This is a genomic window from Methanosarcina barkeri str. Wiesmoor, assembly GCF_000969985.1.
GTDB lineage: Archaea > Halobacteriota > Methanosarcinia > Methanosarcinales > Methanosarcinaceae > Methanosarcina > Methanosarcina barkeri_B.
Genome location: NZ_CP009526.1, coordinates 3,009,900 through 3,027,983, shown reverse-complemented (window position 1 = coordinate 3,027,983; position 18,084 = coordinate 3,009,900). Strand labels below are relative to the sequence as shown.

The following is an 18,084-nucleotide window of genomic DNA, read 5'->3' as shown; positions in this document are numbered from 1 at the left end:
CAATACATTTTACACAGTCTAGAAGCCTAGCAAAAAATGGACTCTGTATATAGAAAATTGAATGGTCCAAAGCAAATGAGTTATCCAAAGCAAATGAGTTCTCAAGTTCTTTTTAAGGAGGTTCAAAAAATAAGCCAGATCTGGGTCTGGCTCATTATTGCGATCCCTGTCGTTCTTTCATGGTATGGAGCTTATCAGCAGCTCTTACTTGGAAAGCCTTTTGGAAATAACCCGGCTCCTGACTGGATGATGCTCCTTTTACTTCTAGTCTTCGGCGTTCTTTTCCCTGTATATTTCCATTACATAAAGATGGTTACTGAGGTCAGGAAGGACGGGCTATATGTTCGCTTTTACCCTTTTCATCGCTCATTCAAAAGATTTCCATTTGAGATTATTCAAAATTACGAAGTTCTAACCTATAACCCTATTAGAGATTATGGAGGCTGGGGTATACGCCATGGATTTAAGGGAAATGCCTATAATATGGCAGGTAACAGGGGTGTACTTTTCGAATTTGCAGACGGGAAAAAAGTGAAAAAGCTAATGATTGGGTCCCAAATTCCGGAAAAACTCTCTGAAGCTATTAGAAAGGCTATTGAAAAATAAAAAATGTGACATGGGGCATTAAAAAGTTAAATGTAGCGTATAAAGAGTACAACAAAACTCCTGAAAAAGGGCGTTAGACAAAAATCTTTTATTAATCCACTTTGTTCTTTATCGTTTCATGTACTACTATTTTCTATCATCTTTGATTTTTAATAATAATTGTTGTTTTTTACACTCTTATAATCTTAAACTTTTAAATTAAAAAATATATACAATTTCTCATTTTTTTCGGAAGGTTTATTACTCAGTTTTTATAGAGAAAATCAGGAACATTTTCTATTACCTGCCCTTGCTCCAGTAATGATTCGGTATGCAGGTATCTAAATAATACTATTAAATGGAAAAGAATTCGGTAGGGTGTACGAACACTATATGCAGTTCAATTAGTCGCCGTAAGATAAATTTCAGCACTATTAAGATGCCTGCCAGCCAGGCAATCTAAGTCTACAGTTACAACACAAATAAATTAGGCACATCTCAAGGAAGGAATTTTGTGGAACAGACGAAAGCAGACGTAATTTTTAGGGAAGTACAGGATCTGCGGAACAATTTTTTCCTGGTTTCGGTCCTTTATCCTGCGCTCCTGCTCTGGTATATCGAAATCCATAGCCTGATTTTTGGAAGACCTGCCGGAATCAATAACATTCCTGGAATATACCTGTTTGCTCTCTGGATTGTCTTCGGGTTATTTTTTCCTCTTATTTTTTACTGCACGAAGCACATAACTGAAGTAAGAAGTGATGGAATATACATTCGCCTGGTACCTTTGAATCTGTCCTCCAAGAAAATACCTTTACATGTAGTGGAGGACTGCAAAATTAAGGTTTATGACCCTCTCACAGGAAAAGAATCGGATGTATCGCAGTCTTCTAAAAAAGTTAGTCCGGTTGTAATCCTCAAACTTATTTCAGGAGAAAGAATGCTTCTGAGCTCCAGGAAGCCTGAAGAACTATGTAGCGCAATCAAGCAGGCTACAGCAGAATACTGAGAATTCCCGCTTTGTGAGTTTCTGTCTTTGTGAGTTTCTGTCTTTGCGAGTTTCTGTCTTTGTGATTGCTGCTTTGCGAGTTTCTGCTTTATAATTCTTGCTTTGATAATTACTGTTGTCCAGAGATAAATACTAAATATTTTTAGCTTTAAATTTTTTTCGCTATCTTTTTCAGGATAAAACATCATTAATTTCATATCAACTAATTAGTCCATTAAAATTGTGTAGACTTGAAAGGCTACTTAAGCAGACAATTTATTTTTCGATTGCGTTCAATAATTCATCCTGACTGACAGTTTTATCAGGTCTTACAGCTTTCCCATCATCAGTCAATGTGAACTTACCTTGCATACACCCTGTAACTCTGAGATGTTTTGGCTCAATGTTACTAGTACCTATAGTAACATCTTTCGTCAAAAAAAGTAGAACTTTTTCACCTGGTTTGAATGTTGGTTCATAATCAGTTTTTAAAGTATCATTTCCAACTGTTCCACCATCTAGTCTTACTGTGATCTCTTTAGCTGACGATGGGTTTTTGAGGTATTTCTCTACGCTTATGGTGATATCTGTGTAGATAAGATTCTCCAGGCTAAATGAATCAATACCATCAGGCCTTTTTCCATTGATAGAATTCCATTTGCTTGGATTTATTTCCTTCACTGTACCTATTACAATCGTATCAGAGTAGTTACTTAATTCTTCAGAACCTAGTAGAAGTGATGCACTGGATTTACTATATAACGGCATATCATTATTTGCAAGCTTAGTGTTATCTTGTGAAGGACGATTTGTAAGTTTAATACCATCCTGTGAGCCTGACAATTATCGGCTGGGTTGCCATGTGGAAGCCGGTTTATATTTTTCTCTACGAGTGTGGCCTATTGTGCAAAAAAAATATTTACAGAAAAATTCTCAGCATGGATATAAGTGTTGTATCTGGCTCCCAGCGCAGGGTAAAATTGACAGATTCCTGTATTTCACCGAATCGAAGCGAACTACAAGCCTGGGGATCTAAAGTTTTCCGGATAGATGCTAATTGCGGGCTGGTAGCCGGAAATATCTGGAACCTGAATTAAAAGCGAAATTTCAAATTTTTATTCGAATATCCGTGCGTCTACAACCACATGCAAGACTCCAGGAGAGTACTTTTTTATCCTGTGGGTTTCAAGAATCTCAACCTTCTTTCCCAGGGCACAGGCAGCTTTTTCTATCCTTTCCTTGGGTCTGATTCTAGCAAGACTTTCTGGGACTGTTTCGTGATAGTGCAGAATTCCCCCGTTTTTTTTCAGGGCTTTTATAGCCGGCTCAAGATAGTGATGTGTTGTTCCCACATATCCCATAAGCACGCGATCGGCTGTTCCTTCAGGAGCAACCCTTGAGCAGTCCCCGCAGATTGGAACAAAAATATCCTCTACCTTATTTAGCCTGATGTTTTCTTTCAGATAGGCAAAAGACTCGGGATTAATTTCTATCCCAATAATCTTTTTTGGCCTGGAATGCACAGCCATAGGAATTGAGAAGTACCCTATTCCCGCGAACATATCCACTATAACCTCCCCTTCTCCTAACCTGCTCATCCGCTTTCTTTCTTCAAGGTTTCCTTTGGAGTACATTACCTTTGTTACATCCTGCTTGAAAAAGCAGCCATGTTCCCTATGGATGGTTTCGGTTTCGCTGCCGAGAAGGAGTTCTCTTTTTGGCTGGCGGAACTGCCCTTCGATTCCAAAATCCCTTACAACGGTTCTGCACCTGGGGTACATTGAGAGTAAAGCCTCAGCTATCCTCTTTTTTTTATCTTCCAGGATTTCAGGGATGAAAACTATTATTATATCTCCCAGGATCTGCCAGCCTGACGGGACAGATGCAAGTTCAGTTTCAGAAAGAAAACCTTTGAGGGAATCCTTAAAAGAGTTAGGCTTTTCAAGGAATTCAGGGTTTTCCTGTTCAAGAACCAGAAAACCGTCCACACTGTTATATGCAGACTCTGTGACTGGAATTTCCAGAAAATTGCCTTCTTCAGTCCTGACTTTTCGAATCTTTCTTGAAGTATCCAGAAATCCCCCTTGAATTGCTTTTTTCCTTAGCTCTTCTCCTTTTTTCGGGGCAATTCTGATCATTCTGTACATTGGAATTGAAGGATAGCATACATAGGATTAATGTTTTTCTGAACTTTATGTAGACAGGTTACCTGATCAATAACAGTTGACTTCAAGTATACATTACACATTCAAAGATTATATTAAAACATCCCGAAATCCATCTACCAGGATGATAGGACATAAGAATTGTGGGCTTATTTTTAATTTTGTGGATGGGGGAGCTAGCCAGCTTTGGATTAAAATACTTTTATCTGCATACCAGAATGCTTTGGGACCTGTAGGCACAGATGAGCCACTTATCTAAACTGTAATAGTGATAGGAGTTAACAGAAATAGGAATTGACAGAAATAGGAATTGACAGAAATAGGAATTGACAGAAATAGGAATTGACAGAAATAGGAGTTGTTAACAGAGATAGTAATCTGTTATCCCTCGATGAAAAGAACCCGAAAAAATAACACCTGGTAATTCAGAGGTTTTATATTATGGCCTCACTATTGACAAAAATAATAAAATCCTATTTTTGATGAAGAAAAGAGGATAAATAAGAGATCGAAGTTTATAAAATGATAGTCACATTGCTTATTAACATGACATAAACAGATCTCTTATGAACCCCTATTCTCAGTTCATCAAAATCTATTTTTGAATTCAATTCGTTTTACGTTACTTTACTTCACTTTTCTTTACTTTTTCCTGAGTTTCCAGCCACCGTATAGGCAAACCAGGCTTCCCAATAATTCGAAACCTGGAGTTGAGTTAACCTTACTAGATTTATTTTCATTCGAATCGTTTATGTTAGAAATACTATCATTAACAGAGTTTTCATCATTCTCCGTCGAGCTTAGAGGTTCAAGATCATCTAGAGGTAGATTATCTTCGCGCATGAACACTACAGGAACTTCTTTAACCCCTATGCTGCTTGCTTTTGTGTCAATAAGCTGATAGAATTCGTCCAACAAAGGCATATCAACTTTTGAACTATTGTTAATACTTATCTCTATAACACCATCAAAGGACACACCAGAAGTTTTAATAGGGCCAAATGGATCAAAATACTTCAAATTTTCTTGGTCTTGCATAAAATTTGCATTATATAAATTGTCCAGTATGTTACCGAGAGTGTCAATCCATTGATATCTCTCCTCCGAAGTTGTAAAAGCTGGTATGCTTCCATATGCAGCAACACAATGTGGATCATTTTTCAGTTTATCAAGAGTTTCTGGGCCAAAAGTAAGCTCCATATTCATATTTTCTTGTGTGGTCTCATTTCCTTGTGCACTTGCTATCGACGCCGACAAGATGGATGTCAGTAATATTGTTGCAAATATTGCACTTATTCCAAATTTTTTCTTTATTATCATCTACTCTTTACCTCTTTTCTTATATTCAAGAGGCAGGAATAAACAAACCTCAAGTACTCTCAAAGCTATCATTTCTCGCCTCTGGGTATGTGGGGTTCAAGTTTAGTTTGATAGATGTATTTAAACTCCGCACATTACTTTCTAGGCACTTTTTATAAACTTTCTGTACAAACTATCGAATTATGCTACCTTATAACTATTTTTAATTCTACGATTGGATAACATCATTTTATCTTCTTGTTTTTGTTTTTGTTTTATTTCATGGCAGTATGCTCCTTTTCTAAAAAATCATAAATCTATTGTATCCTGAAATTATTTCGCAGACTCAAAATCATTTGGCAGTCCAATACGCGATACAGAAGCAGGCGACGCAAAATGTTAAACGTTTAGTGAATTTCAATTCAGAATCAGAAATAGAAAACATTAAAACAGTTACGTTTAGAGTCGATAAACAAAAAAATTGATGTAACCACTTGAAAGTTTCAGTATTATTCTTAACTCGTTTTTACCTGAGATTTTCAAGCGGTAATGTATTGCTCATTAAGTAGCAGGAAATTTTCTTCATCTAATTTTGCATTATGAAGGGTTTTTACTTTAGAGAGCTGGTCAAATGATAAGTTTTTCACATTAGTTAGTTTAGCTCCTTGAAGGTTTGCTTCCTGAAGGTTTGCTTCTTGAAGGTTCGCTTCTTGAAGGTCAGACTTTTGAAGATCAGCTACATAAAGATCAGCTGCCTGGAGGTCGGCCCTGCGAAGGTTAGCTCCATAAAGATTAGCTCCCTGGAAGTTAGCTCCTTGAAGATTAGCTCCTTGCAAGTTAGCCAAATGGATATTGGATAACTGGAGGTTCGCTCCTTTAAGGTTAGCCCCTTTAAGGTTAGCTCTTGTAAGGTTAGCTCCCTGGAGATTAGCTCCCTGGAGATTAGCTCCTTGAAGATTAGTGCCTATACCCTCTAAAAGGTAAGAATTTGAGAGGTCGGCTCCTTGCAGGTTAGCCTCCTGGAGGTTTGCCTCTTGAAAGTTAGCCCCGCGAAGGTCAGCCCCGCGAAGGTCAGCTCTATAAAGGTTAGCTCCTTGAAGATCAGCCTGTGTAAGGTTAGCTTTTATGAGATAAGCTTCCTGAAGGTTAGCGTCTTGAAAGTTAGCCCATATAAGGTTATTTTTTTCAAGGTGGGCGCCTGGAAGGTTAACTCCTCTATAGTTTTTTTTCTCTATAATATTCATATGTAATAATTGGCGCTCCATAAAAATAAATATTACTATTCTAGGAAGAAACCTTCCGTTATCCGGGATTTATGTGTCTGAAGTATAGGTTACAGACTGGTTGTGTTTCAAAAAAGAGGAAAATCTTCAACATGGTTTTTGCTTGCGTTTATGTGCTCGCACAACAGGCTGATCCCAGCAATACCAAGAATGCTGGAAAAATAAAATCAAAGTAAAAACAAACGACATAGGATGGCAAATTAGGTTATATGGGTCAGAAGTCAGAGTTTAGATTCGACTTTCCAGCCGGCGGTACTTATTTCAAAGATATAAAATGTAAAGGCCGCTAGTCAAATTTTATTACACTTCCATTTCAGATTCCGGTTTTGTTCCCTTTTGGAAGTTCTTTACACTCTATGGATATTTTAAATTTTAAAAAGAGTTATATAAATGGGCAAAAATACGAAACGGGCAGAAATTAGAAAACGGGCAGAAATTAAGAAAACAGGCAAAATTAAGAAACGAGCAGATATTAGATAACGGGCAGAAATTAAAAAACAGGCAAAATTAAGAAACGGGCAAAATTAAGAAAACGGGCAAAAATAAGAAAACGGGCAAAAATAGATAGGACTTACACACTTGAGGAACAAAATCAATTACGACAAAGACTGTGAATTAAAGTCACGTTTTAGACAGTCAATGGTCTGATGCTGTTGATTTTTCAGTTCATCTACGTAAGTTCTAATAGAAAAGACAACGACATTGAGGACTATTTTCATGCGTCTTCAACTGTACAGTTGCCTTTAACTGTACTGTTGCCCTCAGCTGTGCTGTTGCCTTCTACTGTAACTATACCGTTACATGAAACCTGCCAGCTTTTGACTCTCTTTACACTGGTCTTTATTGCTTTTGCAAGCTCTACAGGGTCGGCTTCTGCCAGGGCTTCTACACTTGTAATACCGGCTTCTTCCAGTTTTCCTGCTGTGGCTTTTCCAACGCCTTCGAGATCCTTAATTGATTTGGGCTTTTCTTTTTTAGGCTGCTGGGCCTGTTCTTCCTGCTGGGTTTTCTGCCATTCTATGAAATTACACTGAGGGCAACCAAGGTCCCAGGGCCTTTTTCCCGAGTTGATTATACGGATATGGTGCAGGCCGTGAACTTCACAGACCTTGTCAGTAACTATGATCTGTCCACTTCTAGGCAGAGGAAGAGAAAAGGTACAATTCGGATAATTGTTGCAGCCTATAAACCGGCCTCCCCTTTTCGAACGCCGGATTATAAGTTCGTTTCCACAGCTAGAGCAAGTGCCTATGATTTTATCTTCTCTAAGGCCTGCCTGGAGAGATTCCACGATTTTTTCCCGGTTTTTATCGAGTTCCGAGAAGACCTGCTTTAACATATCCCGCGATTCTTCAAGAACGGCAGCCTCTTTGATTTTGCCCTCAGCAATCCGGTCCATATTTTCTTCAAGCAGCTTTGTCATGTCTGGTTTTGTGATAGTAGGGGAATACTTCTCGAGAGTATCCATTACTGCAAAAGAGGTATTCGTAGGCTGCACCGGGTTTCCGTGAATGTAGGCCCTGGAATAAAGCTTGCTGATTATCTCGTGTCGCGTTGCCTTTGTTCCAAGCCCAAGCTCTTCCATAATATTGATAAGTCTTCCCTGTCCATAACGGCCTGGAGGCTGTGTTTCTTTATCCTGCATATCTTTTTTAATCACTTTCAGGGAATCGCCTTCATGCAGTTCAGGGAACAGCCGGTCTTCAGGCGCATTGTAAGGATAGTACCATCTCCAGCCCTGTTCCACAAGCCTTGCCCCGTTTGCCTTGAATTCTTCTCCGTTGATGTCAAGTTTCAAGCGCATAGTTTCCCATTCGCTTGGCCCTGCAAAGGTCGCAAAAAAGCGCCTGACTACAAGTTCGTAGACCTTCCACTCGTCCTCTTTTAAGTCGGACTCTTTTGCAAGGGAAGCCGGAAAAATAGGTGGATGGTCGGTAGTTTCCTTTTTTCCCCGCGTAGGAATGAGTTCAGCTTTTTCAAGCAGAGCGTCTGCGTACTCTTTAAAGGGACCTTCTTTGAAAATCTCAATCTGAGCCCTCAGGTCAAGGGTCTCGGGATAGACCGTATTGTCAGTCCTGGGGTACGAAATATAACCATTAGTATAGAGAGCTTCAGCTATGCGCATCGCGTTTGCAGGGCTGAGCCCGATTGAGTTTGCTGCACTTATGAAACCTGTGGTATTAAAAGGAGCCGGGGGCTGGTCGGTCTTTTTCCCTTTTTCGATTCCCTTTAATTCGGCCTTTTTCCCCAGTTTTTTGAAGGCTTTTGTTGCCTCCTTTTTATCCAGAAAACGGCGGGTTGAATGCTGAGCTGAGAAGGTTTTTCCTTCTGTATTTTGAAGTTCGGCATAGATCTCCCAGTAAGGAGTCGGGACAAAAACATTCCTTTCTTTTTCCCTGTCCACAATAAGAGAAAGAGTTGGCGACTGTACCCTGCCTACGGAAAGAAACATCTTCCCAAGCCTGCCTGCAGCAAGAGAAATATAGCGGGTAAGGGCTGCGCCCCAGACAAGGTCAATGACCTGCCTGGAATGGCCGGCATCCGCGAGATTAAAATCAACATCTGTTGCATTTGAAAATGCGGCTTCTATTGCTTTTGGGGTTATTGCGCTGTAGCGCACCCGGTCAAAAGGAACATCCGGATTTACCTGTTTTATGATATTGAGAGCCTCGACTCCTATGAGTTCTCCTTCCCGGTCGTAGTCAGTGGCAATCGTAACCCTGCTCGCCTTTTTCCCCAGGCCTTTAAGTGCAGTTACGATCTTTCGGTTGATAGGAGTTGTTATAATATCGGCATTGATAAGGGTTTTAGATTCTACTTTCTGCCAGTTATTGTACTCCTTGGGAAAGTCGATCCCTACGATATGGCCCGACAGCCCTACAACTACAGTTTCCTGCTTCTCTTCATCGGACACAATCTCATACCGGTACACGTCTACTCCACTGACTCTATCTTTCTTCGGGTTTTTTGGAGCCAGAATCGCAGCTATCCTCCTTGCTGCTATATTTTTTTCCGTTACAATAAGGTGCATCTAAAACTCCGGTATAATTTTTTAAATTCTATGGAGGAATACTAGAGTACCCCAAAACTCCTCCTGTCTGAGACAAAGCCTGCCTCTTAATTCTTTGAAGTTTCCTTTTCCAATATATATTTTTGGATTGAATCACAAAATACGCTGTCATCCGTAACTAAAATTAGTCTCAGAGCTCTTCATCTGTCTTTCAAGAGTTGTCATTCACCCGTTAAACTCTTCTACTCATCTGTCCTTATTTCTATCTTCATAACTCCAAGGGATACTATTCTCTATGGGATATTATTCATGTTGATTCTTTTCAACATTTTAAGCCTTTTCAACCTTTTTCAGTTATCTTTAGTTATTTTTAGCTATCTTTTAGTATTTTTGGTAATCTCTCTGTTTTTTTATGTCTTTAGCTATCTTTTAGTGTTTTTAGTTCTTTTTATCTGTTTTTGACTCCCTTTTAGTATTTTTAGTTCTTTTTATCTGTTTTTACTCTCTTTTAGTATTTTTAGTGCTTTTATCTGTTTTTTAGTACTTTTATCTGTTTTTTAGTACTTTTCCTTCAGGACTTTCCCTTAAGGTTTTTTCCTTCCCTTCAGTCAGCCTGAAAGCAAGTTCTACGGCTTCTTCCGGACTTTTTGCCCTGTGAACGCCTTCAATTTTCCAGCCTGGTTCGACCACGACTACAGGTTTCCCCATCTTCATACCCAGGGCTATCTCCGAAAGTGTTCCGTACTCTCCATTAACCGCAATCAACGCATCCGAGGACTGCGCTATAAGAGCATTTCTGGCATGTCCCATTCCACTAACGACCGCGATATCTATCCAGAGATTTGCGTCCTCTCTCAGGGATCCGGGCAAAATTCCCAGGGTTATTCCCCCTTCCTGCTTTGCTCCGTATGCAGCAGCCTCCATAACTCCGCCCAGACCTCCGCAGAGCAAAACCGCTCCTCTTTTTGCAATCTCTCTTCCTACCTTTTCTGCAAGAACCTTTACTTCGTTGCCGCAAGTCCCTGCACCTATAACTCCTATCTGTTTTCTGGCCTCTGCTTTCACCGGTACTTTCATCGTGCAAACATCCTTTTCTTCATTTCAGATCTTTCACGTGTATCTTTATGTGTATCTTTTATCAAATAAACCCAAATTTACCGGCTTTCAAAAATAGCTAGAAACAATGGACAGTCATAAATAATGGACAACTGGTGGTCAAAAACAGTTGGAAACAATAAATAATCAACAACATTGGACAATGGATAGTCAAAAATAATGGGCAATTGAGAGTTAGAGATAATGGGCAATTGAGAGTTAGAGATAATGGGCAATTGAGAGTCAGAGATAGTGAGCGATGGGGAGTCAGAGATAGTGGACAATGGATAGTTAGAAGTAATGACTCTGAATTTCCACGATCTCAGTACTGTTCTTTGCGGTTGCATACTCTTCAAGCGGTTCCTTATTGAGTTCGAGAAAACTGTGCCCCCAGTTAAACTTGGAAAGGACTTTTTCAGCCTGTTCTTTATGCCCCAGAATGTAGAGAGCTGCCGCAAAAGCTTCGGCTGAATTGAGTTTGAAGGGCCTTCCGAAATTTACAGGATTGCCTGCAAGCAAATAAGGAAGGGCTCTGTGCTTAAGATTCAGCTTCGCAAGGTCGGGAAAAACCCTTTCCACTTCTTCCCATGAGCAATCGAGTACGATGATACCTTTTTTGTAATCATCGGCAGGAGAGAGGGCTTTTTCTACAGTAGGGTCAAGAAGAATCGCTGACCTTGGCAGCCTTGATATCCTGTCGTAAAGGCGGGCAAGGTCAAAGCGAGCCAATTTCCTTCCTGTGCACTTTTTCGGGTCACACTGCCCGGCATGATATATATAAAGGGGAATATCCCGTTGATTTGTTGGATTCATTACTGATCATCTGGATGGTGAGATCCTATTTAAACAGCTTCCTTATTTACCTGTTTTCTCTTTTATCTGCTTGCCTGTGTATTGTTATCGAACGTTTATTATTAACTAGAAAATTTTTAGAGAATATATAATAAAATAGCTTATATATAATGATTAATATATAATTGTTTATACCACTGCTTCGTCTCTGGTAAAGCTTGAAGATGGGTTAATACTGAAAACTGATATTTTATAGTATCCTATCTTCGTGATGTTGAGTGAGAAATAAATATTTTACTTTAGCCTACGTCACGCCGGTAATTCGTGATGGAAAAAGTGCATTCAGTAAAAGTGCATTCAGTAAAAGTGCATTCAGTAAAAGTGTGTTCAGTAAAAGTGTGTTCAGTAAAAGTGTGTTCAGTAAAAGTGTGTTCTGTAAAAATTCATTCAGTTAATTCTTTAACAGCAATGTTATGTGGTATTTATTGAGGGGAGATTGCACAATTATGTCGGGTTCCATCGATGAATTGAACCGGGAGAAGGAGACTATTCTTCTTTGTGAGGGAGAAGGATATATTCTCTTTGACTCTGGCTATTTCTAAGTGTAAATAATTCATCCAGCAATATGAAGTCCCATATAGGGGGATAAAAGATACTCCTTTAACGGTTCTCATATCTATATTTCAGCCGCAGGGAGTACTGGTTGAAGAACTAAATTTTTGGGGAGATGGACTATATGGAACAACCAACTGATGTCACGGGACAATCAATTGAACCTGAATATGAGACTGGGTATGAAATACTGCAGGTACCCTGGTGGGTGGTTCTTCTGGAGGGGATCATTGCCATCCTTGTAGGATTATTCCTCATATACAGGCCTGCTGCAACCACTGTCTTTCTTGTACAGATTCTTGGTATTTTCTGGCTAGCAGAAGGAATTCTTTCTGTCATAGGGGCGCTGATATTTTCAGGGAATAGGGTATGGAAATTGCTTTCGGGTATCCTTAGCATTATTGCAGGAGTTGTCATACTGACGTACCCAATCTACAGTCCTTTCATAGTCCTTACATTATTCGTTATTTTCATAGGAGTATGGGCTATTATCAACGGAGTCGTAAAAATTATCCTGGCCCTTAAAGGAGGAGGATGGGGAATAGGAATCATCGGTCTCCTCACCATAATTCTCGGCCTTTTTCTTCTAACCAATTCTCTTGTAGGAGCCCTGTTTTTGCCATGGATATTCGGCTTTTTCTTTATTATCGGGGGAATCGGGTCACTTATCTGGGGATTAAGAATGAGAACTTGACGCAGGCTATCACATTACAGAGAGGGGAGATTTGAGTATGGAAAGACCTATTGGTGTCACAATACTGGCTTTTGTAGCTATTGTTCTGGCATTTTTAAACGCTATTGTAATGCTTCGGTTTCTCGGTTTTTTGCCCTTTTTAGGGGTAATTGAGGGCCGTGTCTTCAGTCTATGGTATGCACTGCTGTACGGCCTGCTCGCCTACATATGGGTGTGGCTGGCTCAGATGCTCTGGCAGGTGGACCAGCAAGCATGGATATTTCTGGCTGTTATTACGATATTCAACCTGTGCATTGATTTTGTGTTACTGGTTACAGGAGGTACATGGTATGATGTAAACTTGTCAGTTCTCGCGAATGCCCTCATTCTCATCTATATCATGCTGCCAGGTGTAAGGGGAGCATTCAGACTAGATTAACGAGTGAGGATGCAGGTGGCACAGATTACGATTTTAAAGTAATAAAAAAAGTTTACGCCTTCCTGCTCTTTCTTTAATTTCTGGATCTCCTGGCTGTAAACAGATTATGTGAGCTTCTTCCTGCAGATATTGCGCCTTTATATTTACTATAGGAGGCGTTGACATAGAAAGAAAGACTGTACTTGCTGCTCTCGTGCTTGCAATGTTTGTGCTTGTTATTGATACGACAATAATGAACGTTTCGATTTCGACACTTATCAAAGATTTCAACACTAACGTTGCTACTGTCCAGGCTGCCATTACACTCTATTCTCTTGTAATGGCATCACTTATGATCACCGGAGGAAAACTTGGAGATATCATTGGTCGAAAAAGGGCATTCAGGACAGGACTGATCATCTACGGTAGTGGTTCGTTCCTGACTGCAATCAGCCCGACAATGGCTGTGCTGTTTATAGGCTGGTCAATCCTTGAAGGGCTAGGAGCTACCCTTGTCATGCCTGCCATCCAGACACTCGTGACCTCAAACTACAGCGGAAAGGACCGTGCACTTGCTTATGGTATATTAGGTGGAATTGTTGCAAGCGCAATTGCCCTCGGGCCCATAATAGGAGGCTGGCTGACAACTGAGTACACCTGGAGGTTTGCCTTTGGTGGGGAGGTTGTGATCGTGGTCATTGTCCTGCTGTTAAGCCGGTATATTCTGGATGCACCCCTTGAGACCGAAGAGAAACCCAGGATGGATATAGTCGGCTCGATAATCTCTGCGCTGGGAATGGGGCTTATTGTCTTTGGGATATTGTTGGCGGGGACCTATGGCTGGTGGGAGGCACGTCATCCCTTCTCAATAGGTGGAATTGAAATTTCCCCGTTTGGGCTTTCACCTACTCCGGTATTTATTGCAGCAGGAGGCATTATTCTTCTGTGTTTTGCCCTCTGGGAACTTCATGTCATTACTCTGGGGAAGATGCCGCTCGTAAGGCTCGATGTGCTCAGGGACCGCAGGGTTACTTCAGGCATTTTTGTCCAGATGGTTCAGACCGTTCTTATCGGAGGCTTCCTGTTCAGCATGGCTCTTTTCCTCCAGATAGCACTGGGTCTCAATGCGATGCAGACAGGCTTTCTTTACCTTCCTCTCTCCATACCACTTTTAATTGCTTCGCTCACAGCATCTCGATTATCTTCTCGCATAGCCCCAAAGCGCATTATCCAGGTTGGGCTACTCGTACTCATCGCAGGGCTTTTACTGGCTACTGCAACAATTAATGTGGAAGTCAGAGGGCTTGCCCTGCTAACAGGTTTTGCCTTAATAGGCATAGGTGCAGGAGTTATAGCATCGCAGATAATGAATCTCGTCCTTTCCCAGGTAGTTCCTGAAAGGACAAGTGAGGCAGCTGCTCTTATGAGCACTTCCCAGAATTTGGGCATGGCTATTGGAACAGCCCTTATGGGTTCCATAGTTATTGTGGGCCTGGTAGGAGAAGCCACTAACTTCATCGAGGACAGTACTGGTATTCCAGAAAATCTCAAGCCTTCCGTGATATCGGCAGTAGAGGAGAACGCCCGTTTTTTGAGCAATGAAGAACTAACAGCTATCCTGAAAGATGCTCCTCCTGACCTTTCACAGAAGGTCTTGAGAGTAAACGAAATCGCCCGTATCCACGGGATAAAAGCTTCCCTCTGGGGGCTGGTGATTTTTGCGATACTCGGCATAATTGCCTCAATCTTTCTGCCACCTGAGATCCTGGTTCCTTCGCAAACAGAGAAGTAAAAATGCCTGTAACTTGAGAGATTTTAAGGGACTATTTATGGTTGGAATATTTAATTCTGAAATATTATTTAATTCTAAAATATGTCAGAATGAATAGTCCGGATGAAATACGTTTTTCTTTTTTTGACTCTTCTTTTTTGACTCTTCTTTTTTGACCCGCCTTATTCAGGGTAAAGGTCGGATCTTTTGGCCAATTAAAACTCTTAAGTTCTTTTGCTATGGAATTACAATATTCAGAATGAAAAAGTATATATTTACGGCTTTTGCAGTAGGGATGATGAGATCTAACCTGATCACAATTCTTTTGTCTTCCGAAAAAAGGACCAACCTGCTTATCCTCCTCAAAGAAAAGCCCCGGACAATTGAAGAGATCAATAATGAGCTTGATACGAACTCAGTTGCGATTCTCCCTCAGCTTAAAAAGCTAAAAGAAAATGGGCTCGTGATTCAGGAGAAAAAAATATATAAGCTTTCCCTTCTGGGGAAAATCATTGTCAGAAAAATGGACTCTCTTGTAAAAGCATTTAGACGGCTTGAAAACGATTGCAAATAAAAGAAGGGCTTTAAGATATCTTCAAAACTCTGCAAAACCTTCTTCCTGAATCTGCTAATCCGGTATCTGCTAATCCGGCAGCCTATTTGAGATTGAGGTAAAGACCCGGACGACATCTCCCTGTCACCCTCAATCTCTGCTTCCAGCTAATAAAGAAATACCGACTTTATCCCTCGAAATACTGGCCTTATCTCTGCTTTTCAAGCCTTTTAAGAGCTTACTCTTGCTTTTCAAGTTGTTTTTGAGCTTTTTCCCTTACCTCTGCAAAAATATCCTTTCCTTTTGTGTCAATCCCTACAATAAGCGGCCCGAATTCTTCCACTCTGAGCACCCAGACGGCTTCAGGCATTCCAAGGTCAAGCCAGTGGACGGCTTTTACTTCTTTTATTAACTCTGCGGCAAGGGCTGCACATCCGCCTGTATAAGCAAGATAAACGGATCCATTCTTCAAGGCATCGGCTACGTCTTTCATCCCGCCTTTTCCTATGATTGCCCGAACGTCATGCGCTTTCAGAAGAGGAGGAGTCATTTTTGACATCCTGCCGCTAGTTGTAGGGCCGGCAGATACTACTTTCCAGCCGTTTTCGGTTTTCTGCATCAGGGGGCCGCAGTGGTATATTACAGCACCTTCCAGAGAAAAAGGAAGTTCTTCTTTCTTTTCTCCCATCTCGAGAATTCTGGCATGGGCTTCGTCCCTGGCTGTCAGGATTTCTCCTGAGATATAGACGATATCTCCGGCATTGAGTTTCTCGATATCTTCTTTCTTCAGCGGAGTTTTCAGGTGATATTCCATTATTCATCCCCCCCAAACACAACCGAAGCATGTCGATTCGCCCAGCACTGGATATTTACTGCAACCGGAAGGGAAGCAGTGTGGCAGTGAGCTGTTTTTACGCGCACTGCAAGGGCAGTTGTGCTACCGCCAAGCCCCATACAGCCTATCCCAAGGGTGTTTACAGCTTCAAAGATTTCTCTTTCCAGTCCCTCCATCGGGGCGTCAAGAGGCTCAAGCAGAGATTCTTTTGCAAGCCTGGCTGCAGCATCAAAAGAACCTCCAATACCGATTCCTATGGTCAGTGGAGGGCATGGCATTCCTCCGGCGGTCACTATGGTTTCTAGCACGAAGTTTTTGATACTTCCAGTTTCTGTAGGGTTAAACATACGCAGTGAACTCATATTTTCCGAACCTGCGCCTTTAGGGGCAGCTGTAATCTTTAACTGGTTTCCGGGAACGAGTTTCCAGTGGATATCCGGAATTCCAACCCCTGTATTGTTTCCGCTGTTCTTTCGGGTCAGAGGATCGACTGCGTTCGGCCGGAGAGGAATTTCGGTTGTTGCAAGTATCACTGCTTCCCTGATTGCAGCCTCAAGGTCAAAACCTGGCTGAAATTCGCTCCCGATTTCCGCAAAAAAAATCATGATGCCTGTGTCCTGGCACATGGGAACCCTGTATTTTTTTGCAATTTCAAGGTTCTTCAGGATTGCCCGAAGCTGAAATTTTGCAACCTTATTTTCTTCTGCGGCCTCAGCTTTCCTGATTGCGTTCACCACATCATCAGGAAGCTCAGTTTCCGTTTTTCTTAATAGGTCTGCAATAGACCGGATAAAACTTTCACGGCTAATTTTTGTAGACAAAAGATCACCATTGTATAGAAGAAATGAATTATTTAGAACAAAGTGCAGGCATGAATATATATCCTGCACAGGATAACAGTGAGCGATTTGTGAGATAAATTACTGGGCGCTTTTTTGTTTTTAATGTTTAAATATCGAGCGGCCCATATTTTGGAACTGTGCAGTTGTCTGGTATAAGGGAGTTAGGTTAAATATCTCTGTAGAAATCCTCTGCAATAAAGGATTTTCATTAATTTGAACTCAATAGCTACAGGTCTTAGGAGAAGTTTAGATATTGCAAAATGTGGTCTGTTTCGTCAGTGACCTGCCACAACAATTGAAGAAAAAGAAGGAAAGAGAGCAGGATTTGAAGCATCACTTTCGAATCCCAAAAATACGTGGGTCTAATATTGCGCTTCTTATTCCCTCATTTGAAATGTTTAGTCATCAAGTTTTATGTTCGTTTAGTTTACTGTTCTACGTTGCTGCCCTGATTCCTTTCAGAGGTCCTATTGCGAGCGGAACGAAGATGACGAGAACTACAATCCCTACGGTTTTTCCCCGGTTCGATTTCCATCGCTTTCTCAAATGCTTGCCGAGCTTCATTGTACTTCTTAAGGATTCCTAGAATAATTCCTTTATTATGCCATGCCTGTGCATTCGAGGGTTCGAGTTCTGTTACTTTCTCAAATATTTGCAGGGCCTCGTCATATTTTTTAAAATTTCTTAGATTCACTCCTTTCTCAATCAAAGTTCCAATGTCATCTGACTTACTCTTAGATAATTCTAGATCATTGTCTTTAATCAATGTATCAGGATTCTCTTGTTCCTTTTTGATCTTCTTAACGAAGACCTTCACATCATATCGTGTTTTACCGTTTTTAGGGATGTAATCCCGTCCAACATAGCAATTACCAGTAACGCCTATTACCCTATTTGGAATCTCAATCCAAACATCGGCATCAAGGCAATGAAACTGGTTAGGAGGTTCATACATATTTTTATATCTCCGTATTACTATATGTTTTAAATGTATTTAAATGCTTATATCGTTATATATAAATGATTAAAACAAAACAATCATGAAAAGTAGACACTCAGATTAACAGACGAAAAAATACAGAGCCGGTTAAATCCATTTTTACATTCAGATATGAAACAAGTAAAACAGGCAATAGACATATCGTTGACTGATCACTAAAGAC

17 protein-coding genes are annotated in these 18,084 nt (G+C 40.7%); 7 read left to right on the top strand and 10 right to left on the bottom strand.

Going from position 1 to position 18,084, the window contains the following annotated elements:
* The first annotated feature begins 93 nt into the window (after window positions 1-93).
* Together MSBRW_RS12510 and MSBRW_RS12505 are read left to right on the top strand one after the other, a co-directional pair.
* Entirely contained in the window at window positions 94-606 is a 513-nt protein-coding gene (locus MSBRW_RS12510) for a DUF6141 family protein (protein WP_048102836.1), read from the top strand.
* Between the two features lie 493 nt (window positions 607-1,099).
* Window positions 1,100-1,594, top strand: a complete 495-nt coding sequence (locus MSBRW_RS12505) for a DUF6141 family protein (RefSeq protein WP_011307369.1) — start codon at window positions 1,100-1,102, stop codon at window positions 1,592-1,594.
* A gap of 255 nt (window positions 1,595-1,849) precedes the next feature.
* On the opposite strand, the gene MSBRW_RS12500 is transcribed toward MSBRW_RS12505, so the two are convergent.
* The gene (locus tag MSBRW_RS12500; protein ID WP_155398256.1) at window positions 1,850-2,416 is read right to left on the bottom strand and encodes a hypothetical protein; all 567 of its coding nucleotides are present in this window, start codon (window positions 2,414-2,416) and stop codon (window positions 1,850-1,852) included.
* Between the two features lie 17 nt (window positions 2,417-2,433).
* On the opposite strand from MSBRW_RS12500, the gene MSBRW_RS12495 reads away from it, so the two are divergent.
* Complete coding sequence (locus tag MSBRW_RS12495) at window positions 2,434-2,670, top strand: hypothetical protein (RefSeq protein ID WP_048102837.1); 237 nt, start codon at window positions 2,434-2,436, stop codon at window positions 2,668-2,670.
* 18 nt (window positions 2,671-2,688) lie between these two features.
* Here the strand turns inward: MSBRW_RS12495 and MSBRW_RS12490 are convergent, their stop codons facing one another.
* The 6 genes from MSBRW_RS12490 to MSBRW_RS12465 form a co-directional block, all read right to left on the bottom strand.
* Window positions 2,689-3,720 carry a class I SAM-dependent methyltransferase gene (locus MSBRW_RS12490; protein ID WP_011307372.1) on the bottom strand — a complete coding sequence of 344 codons (1,032 nt, stop codon included), beginning with the start codon at window positions 3,718-3,720 and terminating at the stop codon, window positions 2,689-2,691.
* A 660-nt stretch (window positions 3,721-4,380) separates the two neighbouring features.
* Window positions 4,381-5,058, bottom strand: a complete 678-nt coding sequence (locus MSBRW_RS20370) for a hypothetical protein (RefSeq protein WP_011307374.1) — start codon at window positions 5,056-5,058, stop codon at window positions 4,381-4,383.
* A gap of 518 nt (window positions 5,059-5,576) precedes the next feature.
* Entirely contained in the window at window positions 5,577-6,281 is a 705-nt protein-coding gene (locus MSBRW_RS12480; RefSeq protein ID WP_011307375.1) for a pentapeptide repeat-containing protein, read from the bottom strand.
* 754 nt (window positions 6,282-7,035) lie between these two features.
* Window positions 7,036-9,351, bottom strand: coding sequence for a DNA topoisomerase I (locus MSBRW_RS12475; RefSeq protein ID WP_011307376.1), 2,316 nt, complete (start codon window positions 9,349-9,351; stop codon window positions 7,036-7,038).
* Between the two features lie 525 nt (window positions 9,352-9,876).
* Window positions 9,877-10,407 carry a TIGR00725 family protein gene (locus tag MSBRW_RS12470; RefSeq protein ID WP_011307377.1) on the bottom strand — a complete coding sequence of 177 codons (531 nt, stop codon included), beginning with the start codon at window positions 10,405-10,407 and terminating at the stop codon, window positions 9,877-9,879.
* A gap of 309 nt (window positions 10,408-10,716) precedes the next feature.
* A complete protein-coding gene (locus MSBRW_RS12465; RefSeq protein ID WP_011307378.1) occupies window positions 10,717-11,238 on the bottom strand; it encodes a DUF367 family protein in 522 nt (173 codons plus the stop codon).
* 715 nt (window positions 11,239-11,953) lie between these two features.
* Between MSBRW_RS12465 and MSBRW_RS12460 the strand changes: the two genes are divergently transcribed.
* From MSBRW_RS12460 to MSBRW_RS12445, 4 genes are all read left to right on the top strand, one after another.
* A complete protein-coding gene (locus tag MSBRW_RS12460) occupies window positions 11,954-12,523 on the top strand; it encodes an HdeD family acid-resistance protein (RefSeq protein WP_011307379.1) in 570 nt (189 codons plus the stop codon).
* A gap of 37 nt (window positions 12,524-12,560) precedes the next feature.
* Window positions 12,561-12,941 (top strand): hypothetical protein, encoded by a 381-nt coding sequence (locus tag MSBRW_RS12455; RefSeq protein WP_011307380.1) that lies wholly within the window; start codon window positions 12,561-12,563, stop codon window positions 12,939-12,941.
* 202 nt (window positions 12,942-13,143) lie between these two features.
* On the top strand, window positions 13,144-14,712 hold the full coding sequence (locus MSBRW_RS12450) for an MFS transporter (protein WP_048102838.1): 1,569 nt from the start codon (window positions 13,144-13,146) through the stop codon (window positions 14,710-14,712).
* 238 nt (window positions 14,713-14,950) lie between these two features.
* Entirely contained in the window at window positions 14,951-15,265 is a 315-nt protein-coding gene (locus MSBRW_RS12445; RefSeq protein ID WP_011307382.1) for an ArsR family transcriptional regulator, read from the top strand.
* 217 nt (window positions 15,266-15,482) lie between these two features.
* Here the strand turns inward: MSBRW_RS12445 and MSBRW_RS12440 are convergent, their stop codons facing one another.
* From MSBRW_RS12440 to MSBRW_RS12430, 3 genes are all read right to left on the bottom strand, one after another.
* Entirely contained in the window at window positions 15,483-16,058 is a 576-nt protein-coding gene (locus MSBRW_RS12440) for a FumA C-terminus/TtdB family hydratase beta subunit (protein WP_011307383.1), read from the bottom strand.
* Window positions 16,058-16,900, bottom strand: a complete 843-nt coding sequence (locus MSBRW_RS12435; RefSeq protein ID WP_011307384.1) for a fumarate hydratase — start codon at window positions 16,898-16,900, stop codon at window positions 16,058-16,060. The genes MSBRW_RS12440 and MSBRW_RS12435 overlap by 1 nt, the downstream gene beginning before the upstream one ends.
* A 448-nt stretch (window positions 16,901-17,348) precedes the next feature.
* Window positions 17,349-17,876 (bottom strand): tetratricopeptide repeat protein, encoded by a 528-nt coding sequence (locus MSBRW_RS12430; protein ID WP_011307385.1) that lies wholly within the window; start codon window positions 17,874-17,876, stop codon window positions 17,349-17,351.
* Window positions 17,877-18,084 lie beyond the last annotated feature (208 nt).

What these genes read in the sequence shown, in the direction of transcription:
- MSBRW_RS12510 (WP_048102836.1), top strand. Translation starts at nt 94, where the DNA reads ATGAGTTCTCAAGTTCTTTTTAAGGAGGTTCAAAAAATAAGCCAGATC.
- MSBRW_RS12495 (WP_048102837.1), top strand. Translation starts at nt 2,434, where the DNA reads ATGTGGAAGCCGGTTTATATTTTTCTCTACGAGTGTGGCCTATTGTGC.
- MSBRW_RS12490 (WP_011307372.1), bottom strand. Translation starts at nt 3,720, where the DNA reads ATGTACAGAATGATCAGAATTGCCCCGAAAAAAGGAGAAGAGCTAAGG.
- MSBRW_RS20370 (WP_011307374.1), bottom strand. Translation starts at nt 5,058, where the DNA reads ATGATAATAAAGAAAAAATTTGGAATAAGTGCAATATTTGCAACAATA.
- MSBRW_RS12480 (WP_011307375.1), bottom strand. Translation starts at nt 6,281, where the DNA reads ATGAATATTATAGAGAAAAAAAACTATAGAGGAGTTAACCTTCCAGGC.
- MSBRW_RS12475 (WP_011307376.1), bottom strand. Translation starts at nt 9,351, where the DNA reads ATGCACCTTATTGTAACGGAAAAAAATATAGCAGCAAGGAGGATAGCT.
- MSBRW_RS12470 (WP_011307377.1), bottom strand. Translation starts at nt 10,407, where the DNA reads ATGAAAGTACCGGTGAAAGCAGAGGCCAGAAAACAGATAGGAGTTATA.
- MSBRW_RS12465 (WP_011307378.1), bottom strand. Translation starts at nt 11,238, where the DNA reads ATGAATCCAACAAATCAACGGGATATTCCCCTTTATATATATCATGCC.
- MSBRW_RS12460 (WP_011307379.1), top strand. Translation starts at nt 11,954, where the DNA reads ATGGAACAACCAACTGATGTCACGGGACAATCAATTGAACCTGAATAT.
- MSBRW_RS12455 (WP_011307380.1), top strand. Translation starts at nt 12,561, where the DNA reads ATGGAAAGACCTATTGGTGTCACAATACTGGCTTTTGTAGCTATTGTT.
- MSBRW_RS12450 (WP_048102838.1), top strand. Translation starts at nt 13,144, where the DNA reads ATGTTTGTGCTTGTTATTGATACGACAATAATGAACGTTTCGATTTCG.
- MSBRW_RS12445 (WP_011307382.1), top strand. Translation starts at nt 14,951, where the DNA reads ATGAAAAAGTATATATTTACGGCTTTTGCAGTAGGGATGATGAGATCT.
- MSBRW_RS12440 (WP_011307383.1), bottom strand. Translation starts at nt 16,058, where the DNA reads ATGGAATATCACCTGAAAACTCCGCTGAAGAAAGAAGATATCGAGAAA.
- MSBRW_RS12430 (WP_011307385.1), bottom strand. Translation starts at nt 17,876, where the DNA reads ATGTATGAACCTCCTAACCAGTTTCATTGCCTTGATGCCGATGTTTGG.